The sequence below is a fragment of the Luteibacter pinisoli genome, assembly GCF_006385595.1.
Taxonomy (GTDB): Bacteria; Pseudomonadota; Gammaproteobacteria; order Xanthomonadales; family Rhodanobacteraceae; genus Luteibacter; species Luteibacter pinisoli.
Map to the genome: position 1 here is coordinate 1341244 of NZ_CP041046.1, position 14574 is coordinate 1355817.

The following is a 14574-nucleotide window of genomic DNA, read 5'->3' on the forward strand; positions in this document are numbered from 1 at the left end:
GTGGCGCCGCAGCGGCAAGGCGTCAATGCGTGACCGACACGTAGTCGTCGTACTCCTTCTGGTTGAGCTTGCCATCGTGGTCCATGTCGGCTTCGTCCCAATGGCTCTTCAGGCCTTCCAGCTTCGGGTACTTCTTTTCGAGCGCAGGGGTGATGATGTCGCGATCAATCATCTTGCTGCTTCCGGCGAGGGACTTGAACGACGGATAGCTCTTGTCGCCGTCAGCCAGCGCAAGCGTGCTGAACGAGGCGGCGCCGACCAGCGCGAGGGTGAGCAGGGTGAGGCGCGGTGAGATGGACATGGGAGGCTCCTGTGCATGGATGGCAGCCGGCGCAGCCGGCCAGGGATGGCGCTAGCGATGCGCCTTCAGGGTGGCCGCGACGCGCGCGGCGACGTCCTGTTCGGGGACCTTGCGGCCGAAGTGGTCGAGCAGGGTGCCTTCGGGGCCGACGAGGTAAAGCACGGTGGAATGGTCCATGAGGTAACTGCCGTTCGCCGGCACCTTGTTGAAATACACGTGGTAGGCGTCAGTCACCTGCCGGATCTGGTCGGCCGATCCGGTCAGGCCGACGACGTCGGGGCCAAACGCGCGGACGTAAGCCTTCATCCGCGCCGCGGTATCACGCTCGGGATCGATCGTGACGAAGACGGGCGTGACGTCCACGCCCGTGGCCTCGCGCACGCTGCGCGCCACCTGCACGACCTTGGCCACGTCCACCGGGCAGATGTCCGGGCATGAGGTGTAGCCGAAGTACATCAGCAGCGGCTTGCCGCGATAGGTCCGGTCGCTGACAGCGTGGCCGTCCTGGTCCACCAGATGGAACGGGCCGCCGACATCCGGCGTGGCCGCCGGTGTATCCGGCATCGCCGCGAGAAGGCCGAGGAAGACGAGCCAGCGCGTCATCAGAAGGCCCCGTTCAGCACGACCTGCACGACAAGCAGGTTGGATGTTTCTCCCGCCTGCCTCGACCGGCCACCCGATAGACCGACATCGATAAGCCCGGTGAGGTGGTACACCACGCTCGCCTCGGTGAGGTACTCCGTGCTGCTCGGCGAGCCTGCCGGTGAGATATGCCGGTTGGTGTGGGTCAGGCCCCAGGCGAGGCGTCCGGTATCCAGCGTGAGTGAGGTGGTGAGGTAGGTCGTGTCGAATCCCGGCTGTCCGTTCTCGTTGTGCGTGCGGACGTATTCGACGAAGGGCACGATGTCGACGTAGCGCGCGGCCAGCGTCGGCAGAAGCTGCGTCGTGGGCTCGAAGGGAATCAGGTAACGCACGGACGCCGTGCGCGATTGTTCGTTCGCCGCCATGGGATTCGCGGCGTTGGTATCGCCCTTGTGGTTGGCCATGTAGCCCAGCTGCACCTCGATGTAGGGTAGCGACGCGGGTGCACGCCAGTTGAGCACGGCAGCCACGTTGTTCGGCTTGCCGGTATTCGTCGCGCCACCGTCGGAACGGCGCGCCTGCGTGGAAGGACGGAAATACGCCCGGCTCAGGACAGATGTATCCGCCGCGTACACGCTGATGCTCGGCGCCAGCGTACCCAGGGTGTACGAGGAGAATCGCCGCGCGTAGCTCGCTCCGATCACCCCGCCCAGCGCATAGGGCGCGACGAAATCGCCCGTATACAGGCCCGGCGCCGCACTCTGCGCACGCCCGAATGGCAGGTCAAGCTTGCCCAGCCGCCAGGTATCGAATTCATCCTGGTGGTACCAGTTGAGGTCGGCGACCTGAAGCCCACTTCCGCCGAGCCAGCGCCGCTCGCCCGGGCGGGCAGAGGTCACCGGGCTGATTTCCGTGCTCAGCCAGATCTCGTTGTTCGGGTTGAAGCGGAAATGCAGGTCGTTGGTGATGTCGAAGTAGCCGTCCGTCGTGACCTTGTTGGACTGGTCCTGCGCTTTCAGTCCGCTGAAGTCGTACTGTATGGCGGTACCGTAATCGATGCCGAAGCCGGGGTAGCGCCCGGACGAGGCCTGCGCAACCCCGCACGCACAGAGTGCGCAGGTCACCGCCAGCGCGTGGCGGGCCTTCACGGCGCGCCGCCCAGCGGCCGCGCATTCGCCGGCGCCGTCTTGTCGATGGCGTCGCGCCCCGTGTTACGCAGGTAGGCGCAGGTCTGGTTGTCGCCGTAGATGCCACCAAGCGGTTCCAGCTTCACGGCTTCAGCATAGTCCGCCGGGCGCACCACCTGGATCACCTGCATCATGCCGCCGTCTTCGTGCTCCATGATGTGACAGTGGTAGACGAACTTGCCGAGAATCACCGGATCCGTGAACGGAATCCGCAGCGTGATCGAGCCGAGTGCAGGGATGAAGACGTTGTCGCGGTAACCGATGAAGTCCACCGGCTTGCCGTTGATTTTCGTCACCTGGAAGTCGAGCTGGTGGATGTGGAACTGATGCAGTTCCTGGCTGGGATTGAACAGCGTCCACTCTTCGATATCGCCCAGCTTCACCGTGGTATCCACACGGCCCGGATCGAAACGACGGCCATTGATGTAGAACGTGTTGCCATCATCCTCGGCATCCTGGAAGACGAAGCGGCGGCTGGCGGCGATCGGATCCTGGCGCAGGTCATGAATCCTTGGGTAGGCGCTGGTGATGTGTACCGTCGGCACGGCCTCGCCGGCGGAGACGAGGGTGGCCAGCGTCTGCGCGGGATACGTGTCGCCCGCCGGGCCGGTGTTGGCGGAGCCCATCGTCATGGCGTAACGGCCGGCTGCGGGGCCGGTCACCAGGACGCTGATGCGTGCGGAGGGGCCGATAAGCATCTCGTCGGTGGTGACGTCTTTAACCACCGTATCCGCATCCTGCGAGATCACCTGGACGCGCAGGCCAGCGAGACGGATGCGAAAGTACTGGTTGGCGTCGACGTTGAAGAGGTGCCAGAGCTGCGTCTCGCCCGGCTTGATCGAAATGGTCGGTTGCAACTGCCCGTTGATGGTTCGGATGGATGGGGATCCGGTGACGATTTCGCTGGCGAGGCGGCCGGTGAACGTCTTCTGGAAATTGCGAAGCACCAGGATGCGTTCGCGCACGGCGCGCAGTTCCGGGAACTGATCGAGGAGGCCGTCAACGAGGATCGGGCCAGACAGGCCGCCCGACACCTGGCGCTCTGCGCCGCGATGAAAATGGCTGTGGTACCAGTACGGGCCCGGCGAGTGATCGTCCGGCAAGCGCAGTACGTACTCGCCCGTGGTATGCGGGGCGGTGTCGCGAAATATGCTGTCGCCATCGTCCAGCGGCGACACCTGCATGCCGTGGAAATGCAGGTTGGTCAGTTCGTCCATCTTGTTATCCAGCGTCAGCCGGATGGTGCCGCCCGGGCGGGTACGGATCAGCGGGGCGTCGTAGTCGCCGTTGAAGACGAGCGAGGTGTACGGCGTGTCGCCAACCATCACCCTCGTCTGCGCAGCCGTCAGCGTCAGCGTGGTGACGCCGTCGGCCCCATAGGTGAATTGCTTCGGCTCGCGCAGTTCGTCACCGGAGGGCGCACCGCGTACCGCGCTGGCCGCACAGGCGACCAGCACGATGCACAGGCACACGCGCCAGCGGTGATGCGCCGCCGTCGCCATGTCACCAGTTGCGGTTGTGTTCGTTGGCCACGTCCGCGGCGAGGCGTATCTCGGTATCCGCCTGGCTCAACAGATCCTTCGCCCGGGCCGCATGGCCGCCCAGTGCGTCGTTGTTCGCCTGCTGGCCGCGGCTTATGGCCTGCCATGCCGCGACGATGTGTTGCTGCGCGTCGCGCAGGTTGCCGTGGCGCTCGCCGATATCGACGAACGGACGCTCCTGCGCCACAGCGGCGCAGCCGACGGAGACCACCGCGCCGAACAGCGCGCCGGCGAGGAAGACGTTTGCTTTCATGATGTGCCCTTGACGATAGCCCCGGCCGAAGATGCCGGCAGGGCTATGGTCAGGGCGGGCGGGCCAGGGGTCTTTCCGGATCGCAGGGTTCGTTTCGGATTCGAACGCCCTTAGCGCAAGGCACCCATCCAGATGGCCACGGCCACGGCACCGCCATCGGCAATGCCCATGGCACGGTCGCCCAGGTACGCGGCGCGACCGGCACGGGCGTGCAGGGTGGCCGTGTCTTCGGCGCCGCGGGTGGCGGCGAGGTGCAGCGCCTCCAGCGCCTCGAACGGCGCGAGGTTCGCGTCGAGGGCGGCCTTATAGGCGTCGGCCGCCGGATACAACGCATCGAGCATGGTCCGGTCGCCGGCTTTCGCGCCGCCGAGATCGGCAATGGCATCCGCCGCCGCCTGCAGCGCCGCATGCCATTGGCGCGGTGTCGGCTCGGCCACGCCGGTGAGTTCGCGGGCGGCGCGCATGAGGCCGGTGGCGTAGAACGGCCCGGAGCTGCCGCCGATGGCCTGGCGCATCGCGTCGGCCATGCGGCGCAGCGCCGATTCCGGGGAATGCCATGCGTGGGCGGGCAGGGCGAGCACGGCCTCGGCACCGCGGCGCAGGCTGGCACCGAGGTCGCCATCGCCGGCTTTGGCATCGAGGTCGGTCAGCTCGTCTTCGGCGGCGAGGAGTGCCTGGGCGGCGGCGTGTGCTGCGCGGCGGACGGCCTCACCCGCCGGTGTGGACGAGGTGGTCACCGCCGCCTCGGCGGGCGCGTCCGCCACCTGGCGGATCGGTGCGTCGTTGAGCTGGCCACCGCCCGGCCAGGCCGGTGCGCTGGCCGGTGCGTCCAGCAGGCCGAGCAGCTCGTCGTCCACCTTCAGCAAGGACAGTGATGCGCCGGGCATATCCAGCGCGGTGAGAAAGTTGCCGCACCACGCGCGGGCCACGTTGATGCCTCGCCCGTGGAGCACGTGCAGGGCGCCGCGGAGCAGGATGTCCAGTTCCATGGGCGGCGTGGCGCCCAGCCCATTCACCAGCAAGGCCACGGTCTGGCCACGGGCGAGGGCGAGGTCGTCGATGATCGCGGAGAGCACCGTCTCGGCCAGGCCATCGGCGGGAGCGATGGGGCCCTTGCGCACGCCGGGCTCGCCGTGGATACCGAGTCCGTATTCGATCTCTGTATCGCCCAGCTTAAATCCCGGACGGCCGGCGGCAGGGACGGTACAGGCGCCGAGCGCCACGCCCATCGAGCCCAGGCCTGTCGCGGCACGGCGGCCGAGGGCGGCCACGTCGGTGACGGATCGGCCGGCGGCAGCCGCGGCGCCGATCACTTTATGGATAAGCACGGTACCGGCGATGCCGCGCCGCTTGTCCGCCGCGACGGTATCGCGCAGGGCTACATCGTCCGCCACGGTCACGATCTCGACGGGGATGCCTTCGCTACGCGCCATCTCCGCGGCCAGCCCGAAATTGAGCCGGTCGCCGGTGTAATTCTTCACGACAAGGACGGCGCCCGCGGTACCGCCAACGGTGCGAATGGCTGCAAGCACGGCGTCGACGCTCGGCGAGGTAAACACGTCGCCGGCGATCGCCGCTGCGAGCATGCCGTCACCGACGTAGCCCGCGTGCGCGGGTTCATGGCCGCTGCCACCGCCCGAGAGGATGGCGACGGTGGCGTTCCCGTCGTACGCCTTGCGTACCACCACGTTCTGGTTCGAGAGCAGCGCCTGTCCGGGCGAGCGGGATACCGATCCTTCAAGCATCTCGCGGACGACATGGCGCGGATCGTTGATGATCTTCTTCATGGTGTACCGGAGCCTTTGCGTAGCGACGCGTTATTTCAAAACCAGCGGTTCTTCTTCAGCATGATGAAGATGCCGCCGACGATGCAGGCCACGAGGCAGGTGATCGCGGGGTACGCCCAGGGCTTATCCAGCTCCGGCATGTGTGCGAAGTTCATGCCGTACCAGCTCGTGATCAAGGTAGGCGCCGCCAGCATGGCCGCCCAGCCCGCCAGCTTCTTCATCACTTCGTTCTGGCCGAAGGTGACGAGGGCGAGGTTCACGCCAATGGCCGCGCCGAGCATTTCGCGCATGGCGGAAATGGATTCGTTGACGCGGAACACGTGGTCATAAATGTCGCGGAAATAAGCGCGAAGCTCGTCGTGGATGAGGTGCGGGTGCAGGCGCACCAGCTGGGCGACGATGTCCTGCAGCGGTGCCACCGCCAGGCGTAGCGTCATCAGTTCGCGCTGCATGTCGTACAGCCGCTTGATGGTCTGGCGGTTGTAGGTTTCCGCGAAAATATCGTTCTCGAGCTCGTGCAGTTCCGTTCGGAAATCGCGAACGATCGGCAGGAAGTTGTCGACGATGAAATCGAGCACGGCATAGAGCGCATAGCTTGGCCCCATCGCCAGCAGCTCGGGCGTCTGCTCGCAGCTGCGGCGCGCCGGGGCATACGACAGCGAGGCGCCGTGGCGCACCGTCATGAAGTAGCGGCGGCCAAGGAAGATCTGCGTTTCACCGAAGGCGATATTGCCACCGACCAGCTGGGCCGTCTGCGCCACGATGAACAGCGAGTCGCCATAGGTTTCGATCTTGGTGCGCTGGTGGGCCAGCTGCGCATCCTCGATGGCCAGGTCGTGCAGGTCGAACTCTTCCTGCAGCTTCAGCAGCAGTGCCTCGTCCGGCTCATGCAGGCCCACCCACACGAAGGTATCCGGTTCCTTCAGCACATCGCTGATGGCGTCGATGGAGATATCGCCAATCCGCTTGCCATTCGTCCGGTAAGCGACGCAGTTGACGATCATGCCGCCGGACGAGCTGACGGTGGTGGGTTCGGGGATCAGGGGAAGGGTAGCCATGGTCGGGAATGATGCCGTGGGTAGGTCCATGCGGCAACGCCAGCTCAGGCAGGGCCTGATGAGCGTGGGCGGTGCCTCACGAAATGGCTAGGGAGTGGCCCGATGTGGGCCCCTGGCCCATTTTTATACCGTAGCAGGGCGTTGGTTTCGTGACGGGCAAGTTCTTGCGCCGCCCACGAGCCTCGCCCAAGGACCCCCACTTCAAGGAGCGAACCCCATGGCCACTACAGCGCTGCCGAAACTGCCCTTCACCTACGCCGTCTGGAAGAAGGACACCAACCTCACGATTTCCATCACCGACCCCACCGGCAAGGCGAAATTCGCCGTACTCGATAAAGCCGTCGACGCCTATATCAAGGCACCGACGCAGGCCGCCCTCACCACCCTGCGCAACGCCTTGCTCGACTGGACCAATCACAAGGACAAGAGCGGCGGTGCCGGCGCCTGGAAGAAGAGCGACCGCAACAGGAAGCTCACGCTGACGGCGCTCTACAGCGCTATCTGCGGCGAAGGCGATACCGACAAGGGGCAGGGCATCCCGGACTTCATGAGCGAGGGCATGGTCAACGCCCGGCTTGGCATCCTGTACCTCTTCGGCAACCTGGCGTGCGACGAGGGTAAGTACCGGATCATTACCAACGGCCTGCTCGATCTCAACGGCAAGGGCGCAGGCACCATCGGCAAGGCGGTGAAGCGCACGACCGAGGCAGCCCAGCTGCTCATGCCGCTGCCAGCATCGAACCCGGAGCGCGTCGCGCACCGCAACCGGGTGTCGAAGGCCTTGCAGGGCGTTGCCGGCGCGGTAACCGAGGCGGTGTTTACCCAGCTCGCCGCCGGTGAAGACGATGGCGAAGGCAGCAAGACCGAGGCGATCTGGAACGCGATTCCCGGCGGCCTGCAGATGGTCTGCGACCATATCGCCGAGAAGGTGATGGACCAGATGTCGCCCTTCCTCGCCAATGGCGTGGCGGCCGCGACGGGCCTGGTCAGTGCCCTCAGCGCGGGCTGCGACCGGTTCAGGGTCTACGCGCGCGGCAAGGGCGTGGTGCTGGTGCCTGGTGTTCCGACCAGCACCATCGATGGCATCAAGCGTGCGATGGACATCAGTCTGGCGGGCGAGGTGTACCAGGTGCTGAAGAGCGGTGCGGCGCTCACCCTGGAAGGGCTGACCGCGGGCCTTGCCGGCGCCATCGCGGGGATCGCCTTCTCGGCGATCGAGGCCCTCGTCGCCTTTGCGCAGAAGGCGCACGACTTCTACCGCATCCGCCTGTTCCTGATCGACGCGAAGGCCATGTGGGCACAGAAGGACAAGCCCAGCTCGCTGCATCGCCAGCCGTACGCATTCAATCGCTGGTACCGCAAAACGGCAATGCGCGTGCCGGTGATCCCGGTGCTCACCCTCAACAGCGGCATCTGCGGCGACAAGATGCGCATGCTTTGCCTGTTCAGCAACGAGGGCGAGGTGATCACCCAGAAGGCCTTCGATGCAGGCGTGGCCTACATCGACAGGATCAAGGCCTGGGGCGCCACATACCTGGCCGACGGTGGCTACACCTTCACCAGCACGGACAAGCTGGTGGCCGAACTGATCAAACCCGTGAAAGTGTGATCAGTCGTGCCGGCGGCACAGGCTGGCGAACAGCGCGGCCCAGCAGGGCAGTGCGAACAGCAGCCACGGCATGTTCCGTTGCGGGAAATCCGGCCACAGGTGCAGGAGCACGGCGATGACGCAGGCGGCAAAGGAGAGGCCGGTGACGCGTGACGCCAGGCGGCTCATCGGGCGGCCGGCACGACGCAGCCGCCAGATGCCCGGGATGACCAGTAACGCGAACGGCTGGTAGGCCAGGAGGTTGAAGTTACCCCAGGCCGAGCGGTGCAAGGTCAGCGTCCACAGGCCGAGCATGAACAGGCCGGCCACGCCCACGAAGACGGTGTAGAGCGTGCCCGCGGCGACAAACACGCCGCGGGCACCGCGGTGACGGGTGAACGCAGGCAGGGCCAGCGGCACGGCCAGCACCAGGCCGGCGATCAGCAGGGGCCAGCGCAGGTCCGGCGCCTTGTCCGGCGGCGGCACGAGGGTCGCGTCGGCCACGGCCTCGTTCTTCAGCACGAGCGGCTTGCCGTCCACCTGGGTCTTGTTGAGCAGGTCTTCCAGCTCCATCGGCAGGAAGGCTTCGCGCCAGCGGTTCATCGGCTGGTCCGCGAAGGGTCCCAGGCCGAGGTCCATGCCCAGCATCAGCCACGCCTGGTTGCTCATCAGCCGCGCGGTCTGTTCGCGATACGTCATGCCACCGGGCACCTCGGCCCACTGGTGGCTGATGGCACCGCCCAGCGCCGCATCCAGCGCATCGCGGACGCGCGTGGTGCAGTTGTCCACGTAGTAGTCGTAGTTGTAGCCGGCGTTTTCGGGGCGGATGTTCCACAGCAGGAACCGCCGCAGCGATTCCTTCTGCGCATCGTCCAGCGCCAGTACCTGGCGGTGCACGTAACGCCCTTCGCCCTTGTAGAAGTCAACGTCGGACGCGGTGGTCTCCGCGTCCATGCGGTAGGCCATGATGCCGCGCGCGAAATTCAGGATAAAACCATCCTGGTCGAAATCGAACACGCCGTAATTGAAGGCGATGGCCTCGCCACTGACGGTGTCACGCACTTCGAGCGCGTCGTGACCGAAGCGCTCCCAATAGATGTCGCCCGGCCCGTAGGTCAGCAGCGAGATCTCGATGTTCGAGGCCGGCGCATCCACGATCCCCGCGCGGGCGAGCGCGGGGAACAGGCACAGGGCCAGCAGGAAAAGCAGCGGATAACGCATCAGCCTTCGGAGCCCACCCGGCTGACGTGGAACTGCTGCACGCGACGGTCGTCCGCTTCGGTCACGCGGAACAGGAAGTCGCCCACGGTGATCTCTTCGCCCACGGTCGGCAGATGGCCGAACTCGGAGGTGACCATGCCACCGATGGTGTCGAACTCCTCGTCGGAGAAGTGCGCGCCGGTTTCGTCGTTGAAGTCCGAGATGGGTGCCAGCGCGCTGACGGTGAGGGCACCGTTGTCCAGCGGCAGCATCAGGATCGGGTCTTCCTCGTCGTCGTGCTCGTCGTCGATTTCGCCGACGATCTGCTCGAGGACGTCTTCGATGGTGATGAGGCCGGCGACGCCGCCGTATTCATCGACCACCAGCGCCATGTGGTTGCGCGTCAGGCGGAACTCCGCCAGCAGCACGTTCAGGCGCATGGATTCAGGGATGAGCACCGCGGGGCGGAGCAGGCCACGGATATCGCTGCACTCGGCCTTGCCGAAGTACTTCAGCAGATCCTTGGCGAGCAGGATGCCCAGCACCTCGTCCTTGTCTTCGCCATGCACCGGGAAGCGCGAATGGCCGGACTCGACGACGGCGGCAAGGATATCGGGAAGGGGGGCGTCGATCGGCAGGCTGACAATCTGGGCGCGAGGCACCATGACATCGTCGACACTGAGCTCGGTCACCTTGATCGCACCCTCGACCATGGTCAGGGTGTCGTTGGAGAGGAGGCCGTTGACCTGCGCGTTGCGCAGCTCCTCGATCAGTTCACCGCGGTTGCGCGGTTCGCTGGAAAACAGATGGCCCAGTCGGTCCCACCAGGATCGGTGAGCCGGGCCGTTGGTACTACCAGGGTCCTCGTTCATTACTCTTTGATGTGCAGCCCAGACCGGGCGGAAGGGTCAGTCTACTGGAATTTCCGTGACGGTTCAGGGCACGGTGTAGGGGTCGGCGATCCCGAGGCCGGCCAGGATCCGGGTCTCCAGGGCCTCCATCGCCTCGGCTTCGGCGTCCACGATGTGGTCGTAGCCGAGCAGGTGCAGGGTGCCGTGGACGGTCATGTGGGCCCAGTGCTCGGCCGGCTTCTTGCCCTGTTCGGCGGCCTCGCGGGCCACCACGGGGGCGCAGATCACCAGGTCGCCGATCAGCGGCAACACCACGCCGGGCGGGAGTTCCACCGGGAACGAGAGCACATTGGTCGCATAGTCGCGGCCCCGGTACTGCAGGTTCAGGGCCTGGCCTTCCTCGGCATCGACGATGCGGATGGACACCTCGGTGGCCTTGCGGCGGCGGGCACCCTTCAGGGCGGCCTCGACCCAGCGACGGAAGCTGGCCGATGCGGGAATACCCTTACGCGACGCGGTGGCATAGCCCACCGCCACATCGACCTGGCTCACTCGCCTTCGTCCTGCTTGTGCTCGAAGGCCTCGTAGGCGCGCACGATCTTCGCCACCAGCGGATGGCGGACCACGTCGCGCGAGGTGAAGAAGGTGAAGCTGATGCCATCCACGCCGCGCAGCACTTCCACGGCGTGGCGCAGGCCGGAGCGGATATGCCGGGGCAGGTCCACCTGGGAGACATCGCCGGTGATCACCGCCACCGAGCCGAAGCCGATGCGGGTGAGGAACATCTTCATCTGCTCGACCGTGGTGTTCTGGGCTTCGTCAAGGATGACGTAGGAATCATTGAGCGTGCGGCCGCGCATGTAGGCGAGCGGGGCGATCTCGATGACGTTGCGCTCGATCAGCTTGGCCACCTTCTCGAAGCCGACCATCTCGTACAGCGCGTCGTACAGCGGGCGCAGGTAGGGGTCGATCTTCTGGCTGAGGTCGCCGGGCAGGAAGCCGAGCTTCTCGCCCGCTTCCACCGCCGGGCGGACCAGCAGGATGCGCTGCACGCGGCTGGCCTCGAGGGCTTCCACGGCGCTGGCCACGGCGAGGTAGGTCTTGCCGGTACCGGCCGGGCCGACGCCGAAGTTGATGTCGTGGGTGGTGATCGCGTGCAGGTAGCGGGCCTGGTTGGGGCCGCGACCCTTGATCACGCCGCGCTTCACCTTGATGACCACTTCCTGGGCGGACTCGGCAGCCTGCTCGTTCAGTGCGTCCACGCCGGACTCGGCCAGGCGCACGTTGATCACCTGGCCGTTGAGCACTTCGGTCTCGGTCGCGTCGTAGAGGGCGCGGATGACCTGCTCGCCGGCTTTCGCCGAGGGCTCGTCGCCAATCACCCGGAACACGTTGCCGCGGTGGTCGATCTCGATGCCCAGGCGCAGCTCAATCTGGCGGATGTGCTCATCGAGCGGACCGCAGAGGTTGGCGAGGCGGGCGTTGTCTTCGGGGTCGAGGACGAAATCGCGCTGGGACAGCTGGCTCATGGTGTTCACGAAGCGAGGGCAACCTCATCGTCGAGGCGGACGCGGCCGCGCAGGGAGTTGGACATGGCCTCCGTGATCACGACATCGACGAACTGGCCGATCATGCGGGCATGGCCGGGGAAGTTCACGAAGCGCATGTTTTCGGTGCGGCCGGTCATTTCGTTGGGGTTCTTGCGGCTGGGCTTTTCCACGAGCACGCGCTGCATGGTGCCGACCATGGCCTCGTTGATCTTGCGCGCGTTCTCGTTGATGGCCGCCTGCAGGCGCATCAGGCGCGCGTGCTTTTCCTCGGCGCTGGTGTCGTCGGCGAGGTTGGCGGCCGGGGTGCCCGGGCGCGAGGAGAAGATGAAGGAGAAGCTCTGGTCGAAGCCGATGTCGTCGATCAGCTTCATGGTCTTCTGGAAATCGTCTTCGGTTTCGCCGGGGAAGCCGACGATGAAATCCGACGAGACGCAGATGTCCGGGCGCACGGCGCGCAGCTTGCGGATCTTCTGCTTGAATTCCAGCGCGGTGTAGCCGCGCTTCATGGCCGAGAGGATCCGGTCGGAACCCGCCTGCACGGGCAGGTGCAGGTAATTGGCCAGCTGCGGCACGTTGGCGTAGGCCTCGATCAGCGAGTCCGAGAACTCCAGCGGATGCGAGGTGGTGAAGCGGATGCGGCCGATGCCGTCGATCTGCGCGATGGCGTGGATCAGCACCGAAAGGTCAGCCACCGTGCCATCGTGCATCGGGCCACGGTACGCGTTGACGTTCTGGCCCAGCAGGTTGACCTCGCGCACGCCCTGTTCGGCAAGCTGCGCCACTTCGACGATGACGTCGTCGAACGGGCGGCTGATCTCTTCGCCACGCGTGTAGGGGACCACGCAGTACGAGCAGTACTTCGAGCAGCCTTCCATGATGGAGACGAAGGCGGTGGGGCCCTCGGCGCGCGGCTCCGGCAGGCGGTCGAACTTCTCGATTTCCGGGAAGCTGATGTCCACCTGCGCCTTGCCGCTGGCGCGGTTGGCTTCGATCATCTCGGGCAGGCGATGCAGGGTCTGTGGGCCGAAGACCAGGTCCACGTAGGGCGCGCGCTTGAGGATGGCATCGCCCTCCTGCGAGGCGACGCAGCCGCCCACGCCGATGAGCACGGGCTTGCCGTCCTTGTGCTTCTTCCACTTGCCGAGCTGGCTGAAGACCTTTTCCTGGGCCTTTTCGCGGATGGAGCAGGTGTTGACCAGGATGACGTCGGCCTCGGCCTCGTCCAGGGTCAGCTCCAGGCCGTGGGACGCGCGCAGCACGTCGGCCATCTTGGCCGAGTCGTACTCGTTCATCTGGCAACCGTGGGTCTTGATGAAAAGCTTGCCGCTCATGGGGCTTGGGTACCGTGTCGCATGGCCTATTACCGAACCGCGCAGTTTACGCCGGGCCCGGGGCGGGCGCCAGATGGCGGCGGTGGATCAATGACTTGCGTGAAGATCGTCACGTATTTCGCGCTTGCTGGCGGGGGTGGCGTGGAGGAGAATCCCGCCCATGGTTTTCGACGCGACGCCAGGGGAAAGCGCCGGCCATGCTGCCTGCCGTTTCCTTATCCCGGGGACGGCCCTGAAAAGGGCCGCGGCCCTCTGCGTCCTTTTGCTCGGCCTGCTGGCCGGGCCGGCCTTTGCCGGTGCCCTGTACCGCTGCACCGGGACCACGGGCGAAACCGTTTTTTCCGGCAGCACCTCGGGTTACAAGGACTGCAAGCGCATCGGCAGCACCCCGGCGGCACGCCCGGCGCGGGCGGCGGCCCTCCCCAAAGGCTCGGACCTGCCCCTGGCCTCGGCCACGCCGTCGGTCCCGGCCGACGCCGTGGCGACCCCGGCGCGGGTGTCGTTCAAGGGCGTTTCCGGCGGTGTCGTCGGCGCGGATGAGCCCGTGACCTCGCTGGTCGGCGTCACCGGTGGCGTCGTCACCGAGGCCGAGGCGAAGACCGAAGCCGCCAAGGCCGCCTTGCCGCCGATCACGGCGCCGAAGGGCAGATGGGACTACAAGGAATCGGCCTCCACTGATGTGGCCTCGGGCCCGGCACCGGAAGCACCCAAGGGCTCACGCGTGCTACGTGGCGCCGTCTACCGGATCACCCGGGCCGATGGCGGCGTGGAGTACACCAACATCCCGCAGGCCGAGGGGCAGGGCAGGAGCGTGAAGATGCTCTTTACCTATATCGCCACCTGCGTGGCCTGCGACGTGCATTCGAAGATCGACTTCAACAACGTGGCGCTGAACCTCACCTCGTTTGGCGACGTGATCCGCTCAGCCAGCCTGGAGTACCACGTGGACGAGGCGCTGCTGCGCGCCGTGATCCATGCGGAGAGCGCGTTCAACCCGCGGGCCCTCTCGATCGCGGGCGCCCAGGGCCTGATGCAGCTCATTCCCAGCACGGCGCGGGACATGGGCGTGCAGGACGTGTTCAACCCGGAGCAGAACATCCGTGGCGGCGCCCGCTACCTCGCGCTGCTGCTGCAGAACTTCAACGGCAACGAGCGCCTGGCGGCCGCGGCGTACAACGCCGGCCCCGGGGCCGTGCAACGCTACAATGGCGTGCCGCCGTATGACGAAACCCGCGTGTACGTCGAGCGCGTGGGCGTGCTGCGCAAGCGCTACACCGAGGGCCTGAAGCGGCCCGGCACCGGCGTGCCGCTGGCCGAGCGTGGATCCTGACGGGAGCTCCTGACG

14 protein-coding genes are annotated in these 14574 nt (G+C 66.2%); 2 read left to right on the forward strand and 12 right to left on the reverse strand.

Annotated elements, in window-relative coordinates; genetic code table 11:
- Positions 1-22: 22 nt before the first annotated feature.
- The 7 genes from FIV34_RS06130 to FIV34_RS06160 form a co-directional block, all read right to left on the reverse strand.
- On the reverse strand, positions 23-301 hold the full coding sequence (locus FIV34_RS06130) for an EF-hand domain-containing protein (RefSeq protein WP_139980688.1): 279 nt from the start codon (positions 299-301) through the stop codon (positions 23-25).
- A 51-nt stretch (positions 302-352) separates the two neighbouring features.
- Positions 353-904 carry an SCO family protein gene (locus FIV34_RS06135; RefSeq protein ID WP_139980690.1) on the reverse strand — a complete coding sequence of 184 codons (552 nt, stop codon included), beginning with the start codon at positions 902-904 and terminating at the stop codon, positions 353-355.
- Positions 904-2031, reverse strand: coding sequence for a hypothetical protein (locus tag FIV34_RS06140; RefSeq protein WP_139980692.1), 1128 nt, complete (start codon positions 2029-2031; stop codon positions 904-906). The genes FIV34_RS06135 and FIV34_RS06140 overlap by 1 nt, the downstream gene beginning before the upstream one ends.
- Positions 2028-3572: a multicopper oxidase family protein gene (locus tag FIV34_RS06145; protein ID WP_139980694.1), complete on the reverse strand. Its 1545-nt coding sequence runs from the start codon at positions 3570-3572 to the stop codon at positions 2028-2030. Before FIV34_RS06145 ends, FIV34_RS06140 begins: the two co-directional genes overlap by 4 nt.
- Before the next feature lies 1 nt (position 3573).
- Positions 3574-3864, reverse strand: coding sequence for a hypothetical protein (locus tag FIV34_RS06150; RefSeq protein ID WP_139980696.1), 291 nt, complete (start codon positions 3862-3864; stop codon positions 3574-3576).
- Between the two features lie 110 nt (positions 3865-3974).
- On the reverse strand, positions 3975-5651 hold the full coding sequence (locus FIV34_RS06155) for a dihydroxyacetone kinase family protein (RefSeq protein WP_139980698.1): 1677 nt from the start codon (positions 5649-5651) through the stop codon (positions 3975-3977).
- 35 nt (positions 5652-5686) lie between these two features.
- On the reverse strand, positions 5687-6709 hold the full coding sequence (locus FIV34_RS06160; protein ID WP_246058763.1) for a magnesium and cobalt transport protein CorA: 1023 nt from the start codon (positions 6707-6709) through the stop codon (positions 5687-5689).
- 217 nt (positions 6710-6926) lie between these two features.
- Here FIV34_RS06160 and FIV34_RS06165 point away from each other — a divergent pair, with 217 nt between their 5' ends.
- Complete coding sequence (locus FIV34_RS06165; RefSeq protein WP_139980700.1) at positions 6927-8318, forward strand: hypothetical protein; 1392 nt, start codon at positions 6927-6929, stop codon at positions 8316-8318.
- Here FIV34_RS06165 and FIV34_RS06170 read toward each other — a convergent pair whose 3' ends face one another.
- The 5 genes from FIV34_RS06170 to miaB all read right to left on the reverse strand — a co-directional run bounded on the left by FIV34_RS06170 (position 8319) and on the right by miaB (position 13229).
- The gene (locus FIV34_RS06170; protein ID WP_139980702.1) at positions 8319-9518 is read right to left on the reverse strand and encodes a lipoprotein N-acyltransferase Lnb domain-containing protein; all 1200 of its coding nucleotides are present in this window, start codon (positions 9516-9518) and stop codon (positions 8319-8321) included. It lies immediately after the preceding gene.
- Positions 9518-10369 (reverse strand): CorC family transporter, encoded by an 852-nt coding sequence (locus tag FIV34_RS06175; protein ID WP_139980704.1) that lies wholly within the window; start codon positions 10367-10369, stop codon positions 9518-9520. The genes FIV34_RS06170 and FIV34_RS06175 overlap by 1 nt, the downstream gene beginning before the upstream one ends.
- Before the next feature lie 63 nt (positions 10370-10432).
- Entirely contained in the window at positions 10433-10900 is a 468-nt protein-coding gene (gene ybeY, locus FIV34_RS06180; protein ID WP_139980706.1) for an rRNA maturation RNase YbeY, read from the reverse strand.
- Positions 10897-11877, reverse strand: coding sequence for a PhoH family protein (locus FIV34_RS06185; RefSeq protein ID WP_139980708.1), 981 nt, complete (start codon positions 11875-11877; stop codon positions 10897-10899). Before FIV34_RS06185 ends, ybeY begins: the two co-directional genes overlap by 4 nt.
- 5 nt (positions 11878-11882) lie before the next feature.
- Positions 11883-13229: a tRNA (N6-isopentenyl adenosine(37)-C2)-methylthiotransferase MiaB gene (miaB, locus tag FIV34_RS06190; RefSeq protein ID WP_139980710.1), complete on the reverse strand. Its 1347-nt coding sequence runs from the start codon at positions 13227-13229 to the stop codon at positions 11883-11885.
- A 160-nt stretch (positions 13230-13389) separates the two neighbouring features.
- On the opposite strand from miaB, the gene FIV34_RS06195 reads away from it, so the two are divergent.
- Positions 13390-14559, forward strand: a complete 1170-nt coding sequence (locus FIV34_RS06195) for a lytic transglycosylase domain-containing protein (protein ID WP_139980712.1) — start codon at positions 13390-13392, stop codon at positions 14557-14559.
- Positions 14560-14574: the final 15 nt, after the last annotated feature.

Bases quoted from the DNA above. Each gene is read 5' to 3' on its own strand.
- FIV34_RS06130 (WP_139980688.1), bottom strand. From the start codon at position 301: ATGTCCATCTCACCGCGCCTCACCCTGCTCACCCTCGCGCTGGTCGGC.
- FIV34_RS06135 (WP_139980690.1), bottom strand. From the start codon at position 904: ATGACGCGCTGGCTCGTCTTCCTCGGCCTTCTCGCGGCGATGCCGGAT.
- FIV34_RS06145 (WP_139980694.1), bottom strand. From the start codon at position 3,572: ATGGCGACGGCGGCGCATCACCGCTGGCGCGTGTGCCTGTGCATCGTG.
- FIV34_RS06150 (WP_139980696.1), bottom strand. From the start codon at position 3,864: ATGAAAGCAAACGTCTTCCTCGCCGGCGCGCTGTTCGGCGCGGTGGTC.
- FIV34_RS06155 (WP_139980698.1), bottom strand. From the start codon at position 5,651: ATGAAGAAGATCATCAACGATCCGCGCCATGTCGTCCGCGAGATGCTT.
- FIV34_RS06160 (WP_246058763.1), bottom strand. From the start codon at position 6,709: ATGGCTACCCTTCCCCTGATCCCCGAACCCACCACCGTCAGCTCGTCC.
- FIV34_RS06165 (WP_139980700.1), top strand. From the start codon at position 6,927: ATGGCCACTACAGCGCTGCCGAAACTGCCCTTCACCTACGCCGTCTGG.
- FIV34_RS06170 (WP_139980702.1), bottom strand. From the start codon at position 9,518: ATGCGTTATCCGCTGCTTTTCCTGCTGGCCCTGTGCCTGTTCCCCGCG.
- FIV34_RS06175 (WP_139980704.1), bottom strand. From the start codon at position 10,369: ATGAACGAGGACCCTGGTAGTACCAACGGCCCGGCTCACCGATCCTGG.
- FIV34_RS06185 (WP_139980708.1), bottom strand. From the start codon at position 11,877: ATGAGCCAGCTGTCCCAGCGCGATTTCGTCCTCGACCCCGAAGACAAC.
- miaB (WP_139980710.1), bottom strand. From the start codon at position 13,229: ATGAGCGGCAAGCTTTTCATCAAGACCCACGGTTGCCAGATGAACGAG.
- FIV34_RS06195 (WP_139980712.1), top strand. From the start codon at position 13,390: ATGGTTTTCGACGCGACGCCAGGGGAAAGCGCCGGCCATGCTGCCTGC.